Here is a 15,431-nt window from a genome sequence, read left to right as displayed (position 1 = left end):
CCAGCGGACCACTGGTCACCATACCGCAGTGCAACATCAGAGTGACCCACTACCCGTACTTCGTGCGGTGGGCCGCTTCTCCCACACCCTCTACTCCTCGTGACTAGGAGTGGGAAACCCAGCTGCCTCAAGCAACGTGACCTCACCGTAAGCCGCTTCCATTTCCCGGAAGAACTCTCCCCAATCCATGATGAGCGTTTCAGGATCATCGTTCACAAACAAAGAAACCAGAATCCGCTGCTCATCCAAGTCAGGCACCCAGCCGAACCTTGGCGTGGTGCACTTCATAATGACACGTTGGCGGTCTTCATCCTCCGGAGGTTCATTTGGGTACTTGCGCTCCAAGTAGTTTGCTGCTGCCCGGCTGAGGATTGTCTGCAGCGGGCCAGGGACAATGGAATCAGATTGACGGCCTACGAGACCGCCCAGGGTGTAGAGGTTTTGATGAAGGTCAACCATCTCCTTGTTCCCCGAAGATGAGGACAGCTGCTCCAGTTTACAGTGCAAGTAAGCCAACAAGTTTTTGACCGTAATACTCCGCACGTCCGTTTCGATCTGAGTGATGTATTCCAGGAAGTTCAGCTTCAGCCCGATTTGGCCGATGCCACTCAAGATTCTTTCGTCGGAGTAGAGATCAACAATATGCTCGCCACGTACACAGATGTACCGGTTGTGTGCGAGAAAGTTTCCAATGTGCCGAATCTGAATCGAGTCTACAATCGCACCATCGTAGCCATAGACTGGCACAGTGTTCGGCACCAATCGGTCCGGGAATACTTCGGATTGGGTGCGAACGCGCACTGAAGTCACTAGGATCACCTCTTCAATCAATTCCTCCTGGTCATCCATGATGTGATCGGCTACGGGAGTACCAACTGGCAGAGGTCGCTCCTTTGTTGGCAAGCCCGCTCGCGCAAGTACGGCATCGGCACGACTTGAGAATTCTTTCAGCCTCTCGATCGTTAGGAGGACCTTAAGCAACATATGGAGGACGCTACCGTATACAAACACTTCGCCTGTCGCCGTGTGCTTGGAAACGACAAAAGGATTCGTTGTCCACTGATGCGGTGATTCCCCGCGGACTATGTGGAAGGCACCATACAGGTAATGCGTGTGCTCTCGATTGTAGATGATACCCACCACATTGTGCTGCTTATTGTTCACGGCACTGCTCCAGCTGAGCTACTCGGAATATTAAGGTCAATGTGACTGCCAACGATTCTGATTTTGTCAGGATGCCATTGGATGATCAAGCGCTACGGTAGTGTCCGAGATTGCCATGACAGACTCAATGATCGCGGGGGCTTGTGGTGCTGGGGTGGCTGAGCGCAGATTGAGGGTTTCGCTCCCGGTGCCTGGCGTGTGCGTCCATGGATCCGCACGAGCTATACCTGGGCCACCATCCACAACACCTCGCGCAATTCTGCGGCCTGCCACACCGCCGCCTTAGCCCAGCAGGTCGCCGCCGACTCAGCCCGCCATGGCTGGCCGCTCCAGCGCGTCAGCACCGACAACGCCAGCGAGTTCAATAGCGCCACCTTCCGGCAGGCCCTCGCTCACGCCGGCATGCGGCACACGCGGATCCGCGCGGGCCGGCCCCGGAGCAACGGCTGCGTTGGGCGCGTCCACCAAGCCATCCTCGCGGAGTGCTACCGCCCCACGTTCGCCCGTGCCTTGATCCCACCGCGTCACGGCCCTTCACCGGGATCTGGCGCAGTATTTCCAGTACTACTACCACGACCGTGCGCACACCGGACGCCGCACTAACGGCTGCACTCCGGCCGAAGTCCTTGGGGTTGCCAAAGTGTGGGCGCAGAGGTCGTCGAGATTCGCCCCACCCGTCGCGACATCTCGGGAAGAGGACTGCCTAGGCCACCACGACCAGGTGCGGCGGCGCCCACATGCGCCAGCCGTTGGATGTGGGATCGAGGCCATAAATCTGGCGCGGCGTCATGACCGGCGTGTCCGACGCCCAGGGGGCGCGCGAGTTGTGCTGAAAGATCTTGATGCCGCGCCATTCAATTTGGGGGTAGGCCGTCGGGCTGGTGATGGCGTTGTATTTGTGCACTTTCGCGGCCGGACTGCCGAAGCCGTCGGCGTCGAAGACCAGCTCGACTTCGGGGTAGATCTCGATGTTCTGCTTACCCGGAACCATCGACCAGGAATCCGTGATGTCGTCGACGAACTGGTGCACGATGAGCACCTTCTTGTGCGACAAGCCCTCCTCGCGCACGTACCTGGCCAGGAGGGCCTGGACCTGGTTGATGCTGGTGGCAGAGAGGGTGCCGATCGGGTGCCCCGGCATGTTCTGGTCCGGCCGTGTGGCGAACTCGGGATCGAGCGCCACGTGCACGTTGGGATACGCCAACAAGCCGGCGTCCATCATTCGCCGGATGAAATAGGTCGGCGAGAGGCGGCCGATCTGGCTGTCGAGGATCACGGCCATGTCGCGATCCGCCGCCGGTTTGATGTACTCCTCGACCAAATCCACGCCCGACGCGTCGAGGAAGATCATGCAGGTGTCGTCGGAGCTGTGGCAGGGGCGCGCCAGCCCGTAGATCAAGTGTGGCGCCACCGTGACGGGCGCCTCGGCGAGTTCCGACATCGCGCCGACCCAGGGCGCCACGTGGCGTTCCAGGTCATCGAACGAGTTGAGCGCCCCAAGCTTGCCGAGAATCGGGGCCACGCCGAAACTGCGGCCGTAGACCGTGAGCATCGGCCGGGTCTGCAGCACCGACTCCGGTTCGGGCGCCGTGGGCGGATCAGATCGCGACCACCAACCGCATGCGCTGGGGTTCGGTTCGGAAGCCTCGCAGATGAATTGGCGGACGGACGGCGGTAGCTGAAAAGGATCGGGGTCCGCGGGAGGATGAAGCGTGTCGGGCGCGCCATCCGGCCCGCTCTGCGCCGATGCGGTGGCCAGCCCCCCTACCAGTGCCCCTGCCGCGCCTCCCGCCAGCAGCCCCAGGCCGCGCCTGAGGAACGAACGTCTTCCGTACATTCCTCAGCATGCAGCATACCAGCAGTCAGTTGAGAGTTACAGCAGTTAGCGGAACATCGTCCAACGTCTCCATATCGCGTGAATAGCTGAGCATTCCAACCGCCAGCGACGTTACGATCCTCATGACGACACGCCCGCTGTCGTGGTCGCGGATCCGGCGACCACGATCGCTCGGGCGGACCAGGCCTCAGGGTAGGTCTGGGGTGTCGTCGAGGGCGGCGAGGCTCTTGCGCAGGCGCTACGCGGAGCGCCTGCGCTCGGCGTCGTCCGGGCGCACGACGCGCGATTCGGCCGAGCCGATGTCCGCGTGTCGCGGAATCACGTGCGTATGCAGGTGCCAGACGTCCTGGCCGCCGGCCGGCTCGTTGTTTTGACGCACGGTCACGCCATCGCAGGGATAGCCACGACGCATGGCCATGGCGACGCGCCGCGCGACGTGGGCGACGCGCGCTGCCAGGTCGTCGGGGAGCGCATAGATGTTCTCGTGGTGGGCCAGCGGGATCACCAGGTCGTTACCGGGGCTATCCGGGCTCAGGAGGCTGCGGTGCTTTGAGATCCGCACCATGACCTGAGCGTCACGCTAGGCGCTGAACTCGGGCTCGGCGCCGGCTGCAACGGCGCAGAATGGGCAGGCGTACCCGGGCGGGGCGTGTGAGACCGTGAATGGCGGCAGGGCCGTCGCGCCTCAACCGGCGTCTAGGCTGTCCTCTTCCCAAAGAGACGCGACACCTGGCAGCGGATTGGGCTGACGCCAGAGAGTGGTGCCCGCTTTATCTGGTCGGGATCAAACGATGAGATGGAAGCGAGGCATCGCTCACGACCCGTGATGACGTACTCCACCGGTTCCGGCTACGGCTGTTCGGCCTTGTCGACAAGTTGGGCAATGTCGGGGCAGCCTGTCGGACCTTGGGCGTGCCCTCTTCGACCTACTATCGTTGGCGGAAGCCGGGCGGCGCTGGGGTTTGGACGCCCTGCGCCCACGCCAGCGTCGCCCGCTCCAGTCGCCACGACGGACGCCGCCGTGGCTGGAACAGCACATCCTGGCGATGTCCTTGGCCTATCCCGTGTGGGGCCCCGACCGGTTAGCGGCTGAGTCGCGGCGCCCGCGGTAGGGTGGGCACCGCCGCATCCCGCACGGCATCTGGAATATGCTGCGCCGCAGGGCCGAGACGCCGCGGGGTGTCGTGATGACGGGCGCGCAGATCGACTTCATGGTCGAGCGCTATGCGGCGAGACTTACCGAGCGTCCACGCCGCGTTGCCAAGGCGGACGTCGAACCCATCCACCCGCGCAAGGGCGACGAGCGGGAGTACGAGCGAGCGATCCGCCGCGTGCTGCTGCGCCCGCTGCTCAATCGCATTCGGCGTGGTCTCAGTCTCGCCGTCGCCGTCGCCGACGCCATCGACACGCTCGATGCCACGCCCATCCTGACGACCCGAGCGATAGGCCCCGTAGAGCGGGAGATCAACAAGCAGGCGCGGCGTATCGAGGGCTACCACCGCCGCAAGCTGATTCAGACGTTCCGGGCGGCGCTGGGCGTCGATATCCGGTCCGTCGTGCTCAACGACGATGCGATCCGCCCGCTCATGGACTCCTAGCGGCGCGAGAACGTGAACCTGAACCTGATCCACACGGTTCCCAGACGCCTGATGGACGACCTGCGCGTGGAAATCGACGTGGCGTTCAGCACCGAGCCGTTCAACCAGGAGGATCTGCGGCGCGTCGTGCGTGAGAAGGGCCAGAGCGCGGGCTATAACTTGCGCCGCATCACACGCGACCAGACGAACAAGGCGATCGGCAATCTGACCAAGGCGCGGCACGAGCAGCTCGGCATCGAGCAGTACGTGCGGCGCACCGCGCAAGACGAGCGCGTGCGTCCGGCGCACGCCACCCTGAACGGCACGACGCAGCGCTGGGATGAGCCGCCGGCGGAAGGGCATCCCGGTCAGCCAATCCAGTGCCGCTGCGTCGCCGAGCCCGTGATTCCCGAAGCTGCTGGCCTGGCCGCATGACCGTCAAGGCACCGACGCGACCCATCACCGACGAGAAGCCGCGCTGCTGGCGCTGCCGGCGCGTGTTGGCGATCAAGATCACGCGCCCCTGGGAAGTCAACTGCAGCCGGTGTAAGGCCACGAACGCGCGTCCAGAGTAGGGCGGCCGGCGGGAGACGATGGGCGTCCAATGAGTGGGGTCTCGTAGACGTTTCCGACTTCACCGACTGCCCTGGCGGCGCAGCGTAGATGGGCGGTGGCGTAGCTGTCCAGAAATTGTTGACAGCCCCTAGGGCCGCAGTACGATCCCGGTAGGCAGCCAATCAATGACGTGACTGCCTAGAGGAAGGAGACACCAATGTCTCGCTTCACACGCTTGGGTCGTGTTGGTCGCCGCAGTCTCGGGGTGGTGCTCCTCTTGGCCTGTCTGGCGATGGCCGCGTCGGGCGTGCTTGCTGCCAATCCAGAGTTGCAGCGCACCAAAACCGGCCCAGATAGTGAAATCGTCCGTATCCAAACCGGCAGCGGGACCGCAGAGCTGACACTTCGTGGGCCAGACCCAGTTCGAATGACCGATCAACAAATCCTCGACGCGTTTGACCGGATTCAAGAATTCCGGCGCAAGATCAGTGCACGATTTAGTGGAGAACTCGAGGTCGAGTCTGAAGTCGTCGTAGAACCGAAATCCGGCGCCTCACATCTCATGAATGGTGATGAGCCCGAATGTGCGACGCACAACGCCTACATGGAAAACAAGACGTTCAAGTCAAGCACCCGCTGGTGTTACGACGGTGAGTACATCACCGGCGGGATCAAGCGCTCGACCGGCGGGACGACCGTACACGGCGAGGTGGACGCAAAACGGTGAACAATGGACAAGCACGTGGTGGACGCACAGCCGCTCTATCAAAAGGACGGATGGCGGCGTGGGAAAAACGAAGCACAAAGACAAGGCGAAAGCCACCCTGCGCAATTGCGTCGTGATCAAAATTGGGAGTGGTTCCATAGAGAATTGCGCAGACACCCATGAACTCACGATTTACAAAACGCAGTACGGCAACGGGAACGCATCCGCCCGCGGCGAAGGTCGTTCGCTGTGATCCCATCAGCCGCGGTGGTGTAAGCGCGGCCTACAGATAGCGCAGCGCCGGGCCGGTGGGCATTTGCCCACCGGCCCGGCGGCATTGACTGGAGGGTTCGATGAAGTACCTCGCGGCCACCGTGCTGGTTCTCGTCGTCCTCCAGACGGCGGCGGTCATGTGGATCGCCGTTTCATGGGAGATAGCGCGTCGGCAGACTATCGCCATCATGGAAGAGACCAGCAACATCGTGACGTCTGAGACTATCCGGGAAGTCCCGGTCTATGACGTGCCCGTGCGCGAGCTCCCTGACGGCTTCACGGAATCGACTACCTCCGTCACTCAGGAGTTGATACACGTCGCCGGTGTCGGCTCGGAGCGCACGGAGCCCATCGAGTTGCTGTCGGCGGGTCTGTGGGTCGTTTAGGTCGACTTTCTCGGCTACGAACCGCCGCAGGTTGGCAACATCCCGCGCGTGAACCTCAATAGCGTCGCCGGTAGAGGGGGGCATCGTGGTCGGGGCGCCGGTGGAATCACATCTACGTCACCGCTGACAGGGCAATGGTGGCGGAGCAGACGGGTCGGATGGCCGTATTCACACCCGGCGAGGTGGTGGTGCATTTCTCCGACCTACCCGACGACGTGCAGTGGGTGGTCGAGTCCGAGCGCCTCGGCGAATTGAAGCTACGCTAGCGCAGCAGATAGGAGATCCACAATGAAACGACGGCTTGTCGCAGCAACGGTTCTAATGATTGCCGGGATGTGGTTGGCAGCTACAGCCGTGGCCAGCGCCGGCATCGTCGGGTGAGCCGCGGTCCGACGCACCACGCGGCAAGATGGATGCCGGGACGCAGCCACTTGTGGAAGCTCCGGAATCGAGAGCATCACAGACCTCGGGATTGGCGTCGTGGCTTTCACGGCGTGCTGTCTGATCATCATCTTTGCCGTGGTCGCCGAATGGAGTAGCCCGGACGCAATAGACGAGTTCCCGGGCAGAGGGCGGCGCTAGCACCCACCGATCGGTAGCGGTCAAGACTGAAACGAAGTAGGGCGGCCGGTGGCGACGACTGCGTCCAGAGACTGGGACCTAGGAGACGAATACGACTTCACCGGCCAGCCTGGCGGCGCAGCGTAGATGGGCGGATGCGTAGCTGTCCAGAAATCATTGACAGCCCCCTAGGGCGGCAGTAAGGTGCCGGCAGGTGAGCAAGGGCGCTCGCTCAGAGGAAGGAGACAGCCATGTCTCGCTTCGTTCACCTGAGCCGTGTCGGATTCACCTGAGCCGTGTCGGACACCGAAGTCTCGGGGCGGTGCTCCTCCTGGCCTGTCTGGTCACGCTGGTCCCCGCCCCGGCGGCGAGCGCGCAGACGCCTCCTGGCAGTGAGCCGCCAACCTTTGTCGTGCCAGCGGGTGAGTCCGTTCGGGTAGGCGATGCCGTGTCGGAGGATGTCATTCGCCAGACCTGGAACGCGATGTGGCCCGAGACGCGCCAGCAGTTGGGTCTGAACTCCTGCGTCGCTTGGAGATTCGCGGACCGGTCAGCATCGGTGGCGGGTTCCCAGCCTTCGGCCCCACGCCGGATCTGGCGGTCATTGAAAGGACGATTCCGGCGCCAGAGGGTGGCCCCGGCCAACTGGCGGGCGATGTTGCCCTGTCGAGCGACAATCCCTGCACCCAAAACGAGGCGACGGGCAACGATGTGCACCACACGCGCACGAAGTGGTGCTACGACGGCACCAACATCGTGGCGACGCCCAAGGAGATTAAGATCCAGGTATGGGGGAGCTTCCACTGGTGGTTCGAGGGTCTGATCTTCATGACGCGGGTCGGAACCCCTCAGGACATCTGGACGGTCAGTGGCGGCTATGGGCAGAGCCACTACCAGGACAAGTCCCACGTCCGCATCCAGGAACAGCAGTACTGGATTGGCACCGAGGACCCGGAGGCCGTCTGCATTCGCTTCAACAGCTACATCCAGAAGAAGCAGTACGGCAACGGGAACAAAGGGAGCCCGAAGGTCACGACGGGGGCCAAGTCGTTCTGCTAGGTACCCGATGATTGGCTGCCCACGTAACTGACGCGACCGGGCCGCTGGGAGCGGCTACCCAGCGGCCCGGTGTATGCCAACCGAAGAGAGTGAGCCATGAGCCCAACAGGTCGCCTTGACCGTGTGGTGTTCCGACTGACCGCCGTGGTGGTCGCCGGAGCCCTGGTCGCGCTGGCGGTGGTCGGTGTGCTCGACTACCGGCGAACCAACGACTGGAACACCTTTATCTCAAACGCTATGCAGGCAGACCTGTCCGGGCGCATGGTGACCTCAGAAATTTTGCGGACGGTTCCCGCCGACGGGTCGATGGCAGCGCCGGATACCCTCCAGGAGTTTGTCACGGTCAACGGGGTGGGTTCGGCGCCAGCCCCCCCTCAAACTGGTGACCGAAGGGCTGTGGGTGGTGACCGTGCATTTCGACGACTACGATCCGCCGACGGTTGGCACCATCCCAACCGCCAACATAGACAGCCGTACCGGCTCGGGGGGTACCTGGTGGTCGGTGCGCTCGTGGAACCACATCTACGTCGCTGCCGACAGGGACAGTGCCAAGGAGGTGGGTGAACGGATGGCCGTCTTTACCCCCGGTGAGGTGGTGGTCCATATCTCGGACCTACCGGACAACGTCGCCTGGTGGGTGGAGTTTGAACGCCTTGGGGAGTTGAAGCTGCGCTAGCGCACCAGATAGGAGATCCACCATGAAACGAATGCTCATAGCAGCGACAGTCCTGATGGTCGTCGGGATTTGGCTGGCAGGTACGGCCGTGGCTAGCGCCGGCATCGTGGGGTGAGCCGTTGCTGTCGGCCCCCCTTGGAACGGGGCAGCGCATGAGCACCGAAATCGAACGGCGCGCTTGGCTAGGCATGGGGCTCGTCGCCACCGGCGCATTCGTGTGGCTAACGGTCAGCGCGGCACTTCTCATGCGTCAGGTTTCGGAGTCGCTGCCTGGATCCAAGCTCGCGAATTCGGTGTTGTCTTTCGAATCCCCGACCACTCTGATGACTGCCGTTGTGGTGCCAGGGGGCGGCCTGAACGTGCGCACGGAACCGGGGGGTGAAGGTGAGGTGGCTTTCGTCGCGCCATCCGGATCGCGCCTACGAATGACCGGCGAAGAGAGGATTGTCGGCGGTGAGACTTGGTGGGAGCTTCGGGGCGGCGGTTGGGTGCAGGGCCAGTACGTCGACTTCGAGTTAGGCCAAAGCCCGCTCGCCTGTGGGTGAGTTTCTGATCGGGGTGGAGCGCCCCATGAGATACGCGGTACGATGAATGCCCGGACGCGGCCATTCATGGAGGCTCCGGGATCGAGAGCATCACCGACCTCGGAGTCGTCCTCGTGGCTCTCACGGCTTGCTGTCTGATCATCATCATCTTTGCTGTGGTCGCCGAATGGAATAGCCCGGACGCTATAGACGAGTTGCTGGGCAAAGGGCGTCGCTAGCACTCGGGGAAACAACATGATGCTGTGGCGCTGCCGATCGTCTTTGCCCTCGGGTTAGTGGGGGACGTAACGCTCTCACCGATACTGAGCGCCTGCGCGACGGCATGAGGGGCCGTCGCTATCGCCTGCGGAAGTCTCGCGGCGGGCTGGCCCACTGGCGGGCTGACTGTCCCGCATGGCCCATCGGCACGTACATCGTGCGGAGTGCGTTGCTGCTGGGTGACCGGCGATGTCCGGAGTGTCAGAGACTGGATCTCGAACAGTTTGATAGTGGGCAGTTTGATCATTGGAAGACGTTCCGACGCGTGAAATTCAAATAGGCCACCAGGGGCGTACCCTAGCGCCCCGTTCGGTGCGGGTAGTCGTGCAACCTAGGTAGGGAATTAGGCTGCTATAGGCATGAGGAAGGACGCGTCCACAAGGACTGAACCTTGGGCGCACCATACGGCGGCGCGCCGAACGCAACAGAATCGCGCCGCATCCGCTACTCGGTCGCTTGGGCGACGCTATTCGTTGCCATCGCCACGTTACTGGCCACGGCATGGCAGCCGTGAATCTGGCCGTGCGTGGAACAGTGGCAGTCTGGCGCGTTGGCCGCACCACGCGTGATGCCGATGTGGTCTGCCTGGCAGTACAAACCGCGTATGGACTAGGAGTTGCCGGTCGTGTATGCGGAGCATCATGCGGCGAACGGTGCGTCGATCACCGTGGCGTGCATGGTTGAGCGACAGTCCTTTGGCATGATCTACCGGACACCAGACACCACGAGGGCTATTGGGAGCGACCAGCTTTTCGTCGGTGACGCGCAAGGCCAAATTCAGGTTTCGGTTGGATTCGACGGCGCGACGGGTGTCGCGATGACCTGGGATGAGGCCTGAGGCGAACGGGCGCTCCATGCACCGGACGACGTTGCCGAGCTACTGGCACGCCAGTTGGCAATGGTAGACACGTTCTCGATCACCGAGTACTCAAACTTTGGATCCGAGTGGCACTGTGCGAACTTCACGCTGGTGAGCGACGCAGGCGACCACCTGGTACACCCCGTGCTGAGACTCTGTGGCAGTGACGTGCGACGGGTGGGGAGCGGGCTACTCTCTGGCCTGAACGATAACGTGCGGCAGCGGGTGAGCCTTGCCCTTGGGGCGCACACGGATATAGTCCCGTCCCCCTCGCTTCGAAACACGAGCGCCTCAAGGAGCGCCTCACCAATGTGCTTGCCGAATAAGCGTCCCTTTAGCCGATGAGAGGGCCGACAAGCACCGAGATTGTCTCTTGGAATATCGCCCGCCGGAACGAATCTTGACGTTGGCTGGTGAATATGGACGTGGACGTGGCGCTCTTGCAGGAGGCCGCGGAGCCCCCCTCGGAGGTCGCGTCACGAGTCTAGATTGATCCCGCGCCCTGGGACATATCCGGAGGCAACTGGAACTGCCGCACCGCCGTAGTCAAACTCTCGAATCGGGTCCGCGTGGATTGGATCACTTCAGTTCCACTGACGGAGACGGAGCGGGGCGACTTCGGGGTGAGCTGGCCCGGCACGCTGACCGCCGCCACGGTGAAGCCGCCGGGCGGCGAGCCTTTCATCGTGGCTTCGATGTACGCCTGGTGGGAGAATCCCCACTCTACGGTTGGAAATTGGATCTTCTCGGACGCCACGGCGCACCGCGTCGTCTCTCACCTGTCCGCCTTCATCGGTGGAGAGCGCGACCATCGCATTCTTGCCGCAGGTGATTTGAACATCCTTCATGGCTATGGTGGGCCGGCCGGTGCGTACTGGGCGGCTCGCTACGAAACGGTGTTCAAGCGAATGGACACGTTGAGATTGCCTTTGGTTGGCCCGCAGGCGCCGCATGGTCGGCAGGCCGACCCATGGCCGGATGAATTGCCCGAGGGCAGCAAGAACGTGCCCACATTTCACTCAAATCGTCAGACGCCGGCGACTGCCACGCGTCAGCTGGACTACGTCTTCGCGTCGCGGGAGCTAGCCGAATCCGTGCGCGTACGCGCCTTGAACGAGCCTGAGCAGTGGGGGCCAAGCGACCACTGTAGTCTCGAAATAGAAGTGGCATGAAGTTGCATAGTCCGGGATCGCCATATCGACGCTGGCGCTACCCAGACCCCACCTATTCGTCGCTCCGCTGGCGCCGTCTGTCGAATGCGGTCAGGGGCCGTGAGGGGTGGCGTTGCCAAATCTGTGCCGAATCGCCCACCCGCGAGGGTCGCCTACAAGCCCACCACATCCGGCCCGTTACCCAGGGTGGTCCGATGTGGGACCCAGACAACCTCATCACGCTTTGCCGGGACTGTCACATTGAGCAGCACCCGAAATGGGCGTCACGCGTGGCGACGAAGAGAGCGTGGCTGGCAATCGACGAGCAGCAGAAGGCCATGCAGCGGGCGGCGCAGAATTCCCCGCCAGCGCGGGGGCCGAGCCTCGCCAACTTTCTCAGCTTCGCGCTTCTCGTGTTCTGCGCCGGCGCGTTCCTGCTGGCGATCCAGCAGTACTGATCGTCGCTCGGCTTCGATTCGGTTGACGGAGAGGGAGACGTTTCCGCACCTAGGGCACCTCATCGCCTCGATCTGCACGCTGCTGGTTCTGGTCCTCGTGTGGCTGTGCCACTGGCTGTTGTGGACCCTGGCCGTGCCGGCACCTCAGCGCGAGCCGACGCCGATCTGGGTGTGGGGGCTGCTGGGCGCGCCCATCGTTCTGAGCCTGTTGATGCTGGCCATGTCCTAGCGCCGCCCCAAGGTCAAATTAGGGGGATCATGTACGTGTGTACCCACGTGCGCGGTTCACTTACCCGCCGCCGCCCGTGACTGCCGCTAGTCCCGCCGTTCGAGATAGCGCCACTTGAGCTTGCGCGGCACGCTCAGCACCGCGCGGACGATCTCCTCCGGGCTCGCGTCAATGTGCGGCGGGAGCGGGTGGACCACCGGGCGGCCACGCTTGCGCTTGGCGGTCATCGGGCTTGCGGGAGGTCCAGGGCGTCGCGCAGGACACCGGGCAACGTGCCTATCGGCCGCATGTGGTCAAACTTCTTGGTGAGCTTGTAGGTCACGGACTGGCCCTCGGCCATGCGCACCAGCCGCCCCGCCCGCTCGTCGGCTACCTCGCCCTTCCGCCACACGTTAAAGACGATCTCATGCCGGCAAAATGCCCAGACACAGCAGGAAGTCGTACCGGCGACCTAGGCGCACGTGGTTGAGCTGAAACGTGCCATTCACTCCCAAGGACGCCGTCTTGACCTCAAATCGACGCTCGCCGATCTGCAAGTCGGTCTTGGATTTTCGCCCGCCATTGCCGGTTTCGATCCCATGCTCTCGGAGATACCGGCGGATGAACTCTTCGCCGATCTCCCCGCGATTCGTGTTTCCGAGGCTGCGGTAGCCGATCAGCGGCGAGTCGATCCAGATCTCCTCTTGCGCGTGCTCTTTGATCACCTCGACTAGGTGTAGTGACTACACACGTGCGAGACACCTGACAGTAGCGGGACCTCCATCGAGACTTGGGGTCATCACACACCAAGGTCCCAACGGAGGTTCCGATGGATGATGCGACTGGACGGCCCCGACGAATGCGCTACTCGTTCGAAACGCGCTGCCGGGCGGTCACGGCCATGCTGACCGGCCTGAGCCCGGGTGCCGCGGCCCTGGCGGGCGGTGCCGCCCGCGCGACGGGCTATCGCTGGTGGGCGCGCTACCAGGCGGACGGGTGGACGGGGCTCCAGGAGCGCCCGTCTACACCGAAGCGACAGCCGCGGCGCCTGAGCCCGGACGCCGAGGCGGAGATCCTGGCGGCGCGCCAGCGCAGTGGTGTGGGGCCGGTCATCCTCGGAGCGCTGCTGGGCCGCCCCGCCTCGACGGTGGACAAGGTGCTGCGACGGTGGGGCACTCGCGCTGCCCCCGCCTCCCGCGGCCCCCGGTCGTGCGCTATGGACGGGCCGTCCCCGGCGAGCTGCTCCACCTGGACACCAAGAAGCTGGCCCGGTTCTGGCACGTCGGCAAGCGCATTCGCCAGGACGGCATCCGGCGCAGCCCGCGCGCCGGCTGGCAGCACGTGCATGTGGCTATCGACGACAACTCCCGGCTGGCCTACGCCGAAGTGCGGCCGACGGATCGCCGCGGCGACGCACTCGCCTTCCTGGAGCGGGCGCTGGCCTGGTTCCGCGCCCAGGGGACCCCCGTCCAGGCGGTGATGACGGATAAAGCGGCGACCTATGCCTCGCACGCGTGGCGCCGCCACTGCGCAGCCCATGGGCTGCGGCACCTGGGGACCCGGCCCTACACGCCCCGCACTAACGGCAAGGCGGAACGCTTCATCCAAATCTTCTTGCGCCAGTGAGCCTACGCCTTTGCCTACCCCACCAGCGCCCACCGCACGCGGGCGCTCCTCGGCTGGCTGCGGTGGTTTAGCCGGCGCCGGCCCCACGGCTCCCTCGGCGGCCTCCCACCCGTCAGCCGTGTCTCACACCTTGTATGTTCCCGGCGCCGTGGATTGACCAAGGTCACAGTGAACGGGACGGGACAGACCGATCACACCTTGGTCGTCAGAGACCGCTACAGAGCAGGGTCGTCCCGGCCCGCACGCTGGCCCAGAGCCCGAACAGTTGCCGGGGCCGTGAGCACGAGCCCGTATCGGCAAGGCGGGGCGCGTGGCCAGCGTTGCCGGAGGGTACTCAATGGCGGCACCAGCGATCGTAGCAGTGGGGATCGATGTGGCGAAGGCTCGGTTGGACGTGGCCGTACAGCCTACGGGAACGACCTGGACGGTCCCGTGCGCACGCGGCGGCGGCGGCGGTTGCAAAGGCAGCTTGAGGCCCTGCGGCCGACCCGCATCGTGCTGGAAGCCAGCGGTGGCTACGAGCGGGCCGTGGTCGCCGCCCTGAGCGCCGCTGGCCTGCCAGTCGTCGTCGTCAATCCGCGCCAGACGCGCGACTTCGCCCGCGCCCACGGCATTCTGGCCAAGACCGATCGGCTGGACGCCGGCGTGCTGGACCGCTTCGCGGCCGAGGTCCGGCCGCCCCTGCGCCCCCAGTCCAGCGCCGCCGTCGAGGACCTTCAACTCCTCAGTCGTCGTCGCCGCCAACTGGTCACGGACCGTGCGGCCGAGCAGCAGCGGCGCCGTCACGACCGCGCCCACCTGGACCTGGGCTACGACCCTGTGGCCGCCGCGCTGACCGCGGCCCTCGCGCAGGTTGACCGCCAGTTGGCGGCCCTCGTGCAGGCGGAGCCCGAGCTGCGCGCGCGTGCCGCCTGGCTGCAGAGCATCCCCGGGATCGGGCCCGTGGCTGGCGCCGTCTTGCTAGCCGAAGTGCCCGAACTAGGCGCGTGCACCCGCCAGGAGGTCGCTGCCCTCGTCGGAGTCGCGCCCTTCAACCGCGACAGCGGCGCCTGGCGCGGGCGGCGGCGTTGCTGGGGCGGGCGCGCCCAGGTTCGCGCCGCGCTCTACATGGCCGCCCTGACGGCCACCCGCGTCAACCCCACGCTGCGCGCCTGCTATTCGCGCCTCATCGCGGCCGGCAAGCCGCCCAAGGTGGCCCTCGTCGCCCGCATGCGCAAGCTGCTCGTGCTCTGCAACGTGCTCTGCAAATCCCAGACCACCTGGGACCCAACTATGGCCTAACCCTCGACGCGCCAACACAGTTGCTCTGTGGTCAGTACATCTAGCCGGTCGGGAAGCGCCCAGGAGGCCACCTGACGACATGGGTTCGGCCTGAAATCGCACGGTCGCACCACCGCGCGGTGGCGAAGACGTGCCGGCCCTACGCGGCCAATTCGCGTCTGACGATTCCGGCCCGTGCGCCGGCAAGGTCGCGATCCTGGGTGCTCGGGCCCGGGGCCTTATTCCGGTGCTCGTCAGAGATGCCGGCTAGC

At 64.2% G+C, this 15,431-nt stretch carries 18 protein-coding genes and 1 pseudogene; 13 read left to right on the top strand and 6 right to left on the bottom strand.

The window, feature by feature from the left end:
- Positions 1 to 90: 90 nt before the first annotated feature.
- The 3 genes from OXG79_04750 to OXG79_04740 form a co-directional block, all read right to left on the bottom strand.
- Positions 91 to 1,164 (bottom strand): hypothetical protein, encoded by a 1,074-nt coding sequence (locus OXG79_04750; GenBank protein ID MCY3783076.1) that lies wholly within the window; start codon positions 1,162 to 1,164, stop codon positions 91 to 93.
- Positions 1,165 to 1,867: 703 nt separating this feature from the next.
- Entirely contained in the window at positions 1,868 to 2,734 is an 867-nt protein-coding gene (locus OXG79_04745; protein MCY3783075.1) for a hypothetical protein, read from the bottom strand.
- A gap of 505 nt (positions 2,735 to 3,239) precedes the next feature.
- Complete coding sequence (locus OXG79_04740) at positions 3,240 to 3,566, bottom strand: HIT domain-containing protein (GenBank protein MCY3783074.1); 327 nt, start codon at positions 3,564 to 3,566, stop codon at positions 3,240 to 3,242.
- 622 nt (positions 3,567 to 4,188) lie between these two features.
- On the opposite strand from OXG79_04740, the gene OXG79_04735 reads away from it, so the two are divergent.
- The 11 genes from OXG79_04735 (at position 4,189) to OXG79_04685 (ending at position 12,294) form a co-directional block, all read left to right on the top strand.
- Positions 4,189 to 4,599 (top strand): hypothetical protein, encoded by a 411-nt coding sequence (locus OXG79_04735; protein MCY3783073.1) that lies wholly within the window; start codon positions 4,189 to 4,191, stop codon positions 4,597 to 4,599.
- Positions 4,600 to 4,611: 12 nt separating this feature from the next.
- The gene (locus OXG79_04730) at positions 4,612 to 5,013 is read left to right on the top strand and encodes a minor capsid protein (protein ID MCY3783072.1); all 402 of its coding nucleotides are present in this window, start codon (positions 4,612 to 4,614) and stop codon (positions 5,011 to 5,013) included.
- A 337-nt stretch (positions 5,014 to 5,350) separates the two neighbouring features.
- Entirely contained in the window at positions 5,351 to 5,860 is a 510-nt protein-coding gene (locus OXG79_04725; protein ID MCY3783071.1) for a hypothetical protein, read from the top strand.
- 332 nt (positions 5,861 to 6,192) lie between these two features.
- The gene (locus OXG79_04720; GenBank protein ID MCY3783070.1) at positions 6,193 to 6,498 is read left to right on the top strand and encodes a hypothetical protein; all 306 of its coding nucleotides are present in this window, start codon (positions 6,193 to 6,195) and stop codon (positions 6,496 to 6,498) included.
- 1,047 nt (positions 6,499 to 7,545) lie between these two features.
- The gene (locus tag OXG79_04715; protein ID MCY3783069.1) at positions 7,546 to 8,118 is read left to right on the top strand and encodes a hypothetical protein; all 573 of its coding nucleotides are present in this window, start codon (positions 7,546 to 7,548) and stop codon (positions 8,116 to 8,118) included.
- 382 nt (positions 8,119 to 8,500) lie between these two features.
- On the top strand, positions 8,501 to 8,794 hold the full coding sequence (locus OXG79_04710; GenBank protein ID MCY3783068.1) for a hypothetical protein: 294 nt from the start codon (positions 8,501 to 8,503) through the stop codon (positions 8,792 to 8,794).
- A 152-nt stretch (positions 8,795 to 8,946) separates the two neighbouring features.
- Positions 8,947 to 9,339 (top strand): SH3 domain-containing protein, encoded by a 393-nt coding sequence (locus tag OXG79_04705; protein ID MCY3783067.1) that lies wholly within the window; start codon positions 8,947 to 8,949, stop codon positions 9,337 to 9,339.
- An 874-nt stretch (positions 9,340 to 10,213) separates the two neighbouring features.
- Positions 10,214 to 10,435: a hypothetical protein gene (locus OXG79_04700; protein ID MCY3783066.1), complete on the top strand. Its 222-nt coding sequence runs from the start codon at positions 10,214 to 10,216 to the stop codon at positions 10,433 to 10,435.
- A 644-nt stretch (positions 10,436 to 11,079) separates the two neighbouring features.
- Complete coding sequence (locus tag OXG79_04695; GenBank protein ID MCY3783065.1) at positions 11,080 to 11,628, top strand: hypothetical protein; 549 nt, start codon at positions 11,080 to 11,082, stop codon at positions 11,626 to 11,628.
- 269 nt (positions 11,629 to 11,897) lie between these two features.
- Positions 11,898 to 12,065 (top strand): hypothetical protein, encoded by a 168-nt coding sequence (locus OXG79_04690; protein MCY3783064.1) that lies wholly within the window; start codon positions 11,898 to 11,900, stop codon positions 12,063 to 12,065.
- A 22-nt stretch (positions 12,066 to 12,087) separates the two neighbouring features.
- Entirely contained in the window at positions 12,088 to 12,294 is a 207-nt protein-coding gene (locus OXG79_04685) for a hypothetical protein (protein MCY3783063.1), read from the top strand.
- Between the two features lie 86 nt (positions 12,295 to 12,380).
- Here the strand turns inward: OXG79_04685 and OXG79_04680 are convergent, their stop codons facing one another.
- The 3 genes from OXG79_04680 to OXG79_04670 are packed head-to-tail and all read right to left on the bottom strand — an operon-like array spanning position 12,381 to position 12,998.
- Positions 12,381 to 12,521 (bottom strand): hypothetical protein, encoded by a 141-nt coding sequence (locus OXG79_04680; protein ID MCY3783062.1) that lies wholly within the window; start codon positions 12,519 to 12,521, stop codon positions 12,381 to 12,383.
- On the bottom strand, positions 12,518 to 12,685 hold the full coding sequence (locus tag OXG79_04675; GenBank protein MCY3783061.1) for a hypothetical protein: 168 nt from the start codon (positions 12,683 to 12,685) through the stop codon (positions 12,518 to 12,520). Before OXG79_04675 ends, OXG79_04680 begins: the two co-directional genes overlap by 4 nt.
- Positions 12,686 to 12,698: 13 nt before the next feature.
- Entirely contained in the window at positions 12,699 to 12,998 is a 300-nt protein-coding gene (locus tag OXG79_04670) for a hypothetical protein (GenBank protein MCY3783060.1), read from the bottom strand.
- Between the two features lie 484 nt (positions 12,999 to 13,482).
- Here OXG79_04670 and OXG79_04665 point away from each other — a divergent pair, with 484 nt between their 5' ends.
- Positions 13,483 to 13,899, top strand: a complete 417-nt coding sequence (locus OXG79_04665) for a DDE-type integrase/transposase/recombinase (protein ID MCY3783059.1) — start codon at positions 13,483 to 13,485, stop codon at positions 13,897 to 13,899.
- Positions 13,900 to 14,236: 337 nt separating this feature from the next.
- Positions 14,237 to 15,180, top strand: a pseudogene (locus OXG79_04660) (transposase).
- Positions 15,181 to 15,431: the final 251 nt, after the last annotated feature.

The sequence above is a fragment of the Chloroflexota bacterium genome, from assembly GCA_026706485.1.
GTDB lineage: Bacteria > Chloroflexota > UBA11872 > UBA11872 > UBA11872 > JAJECS01.
Note: the sequence above shows the minus strand (reverse complement) of the source record. Positions and strands in the feature narration are given on the sequence as shown.

Coding starts and splice junctions, on each gene's coding strand:
- OXG79_04740 (MCY3783074.1), bottom strand. CDS start 3,566: ATGGTGCGGATCTCAAAGCACCGCAGCCTCCTGAGCCCGGATAGCCCC.
- OXG79_04735 (MCY3783073.1), top strand. CDS start 4,189: ATGACGGGCGCGCAGATCGACTTCATGGTCGAGCGCTATGCGGCGAGA.
- OXG79_04725 (MCY3783071.1), top strand. CDS start 5,351: ATGTCTCGCTTCACACGCTTGGGTCGTGTTGGTCGCCGCAGTCTCGGG.
- OXG79_04720 (MCY3783070.1), top strand. CDS start 6,193: ATGAAGTACCTCGCGGCCACCGTGCTGGTTCTCGTCGTCCTCCAGACG.
- OXG79_04705 (MCY3783067.1), top strand. CDS start 8,947: ATGAGCACCGAAATCGAACGGCGCGCTTGGCTAGGCATGGGGCTCGTC.
- OXG79_04680 (MCY3783062.1), bottom strand. CDS start 12,521: ATGACCGCCAAGCGCAAGCGTGGCCGCCCGGTGGTCCACCCGCTCCCG.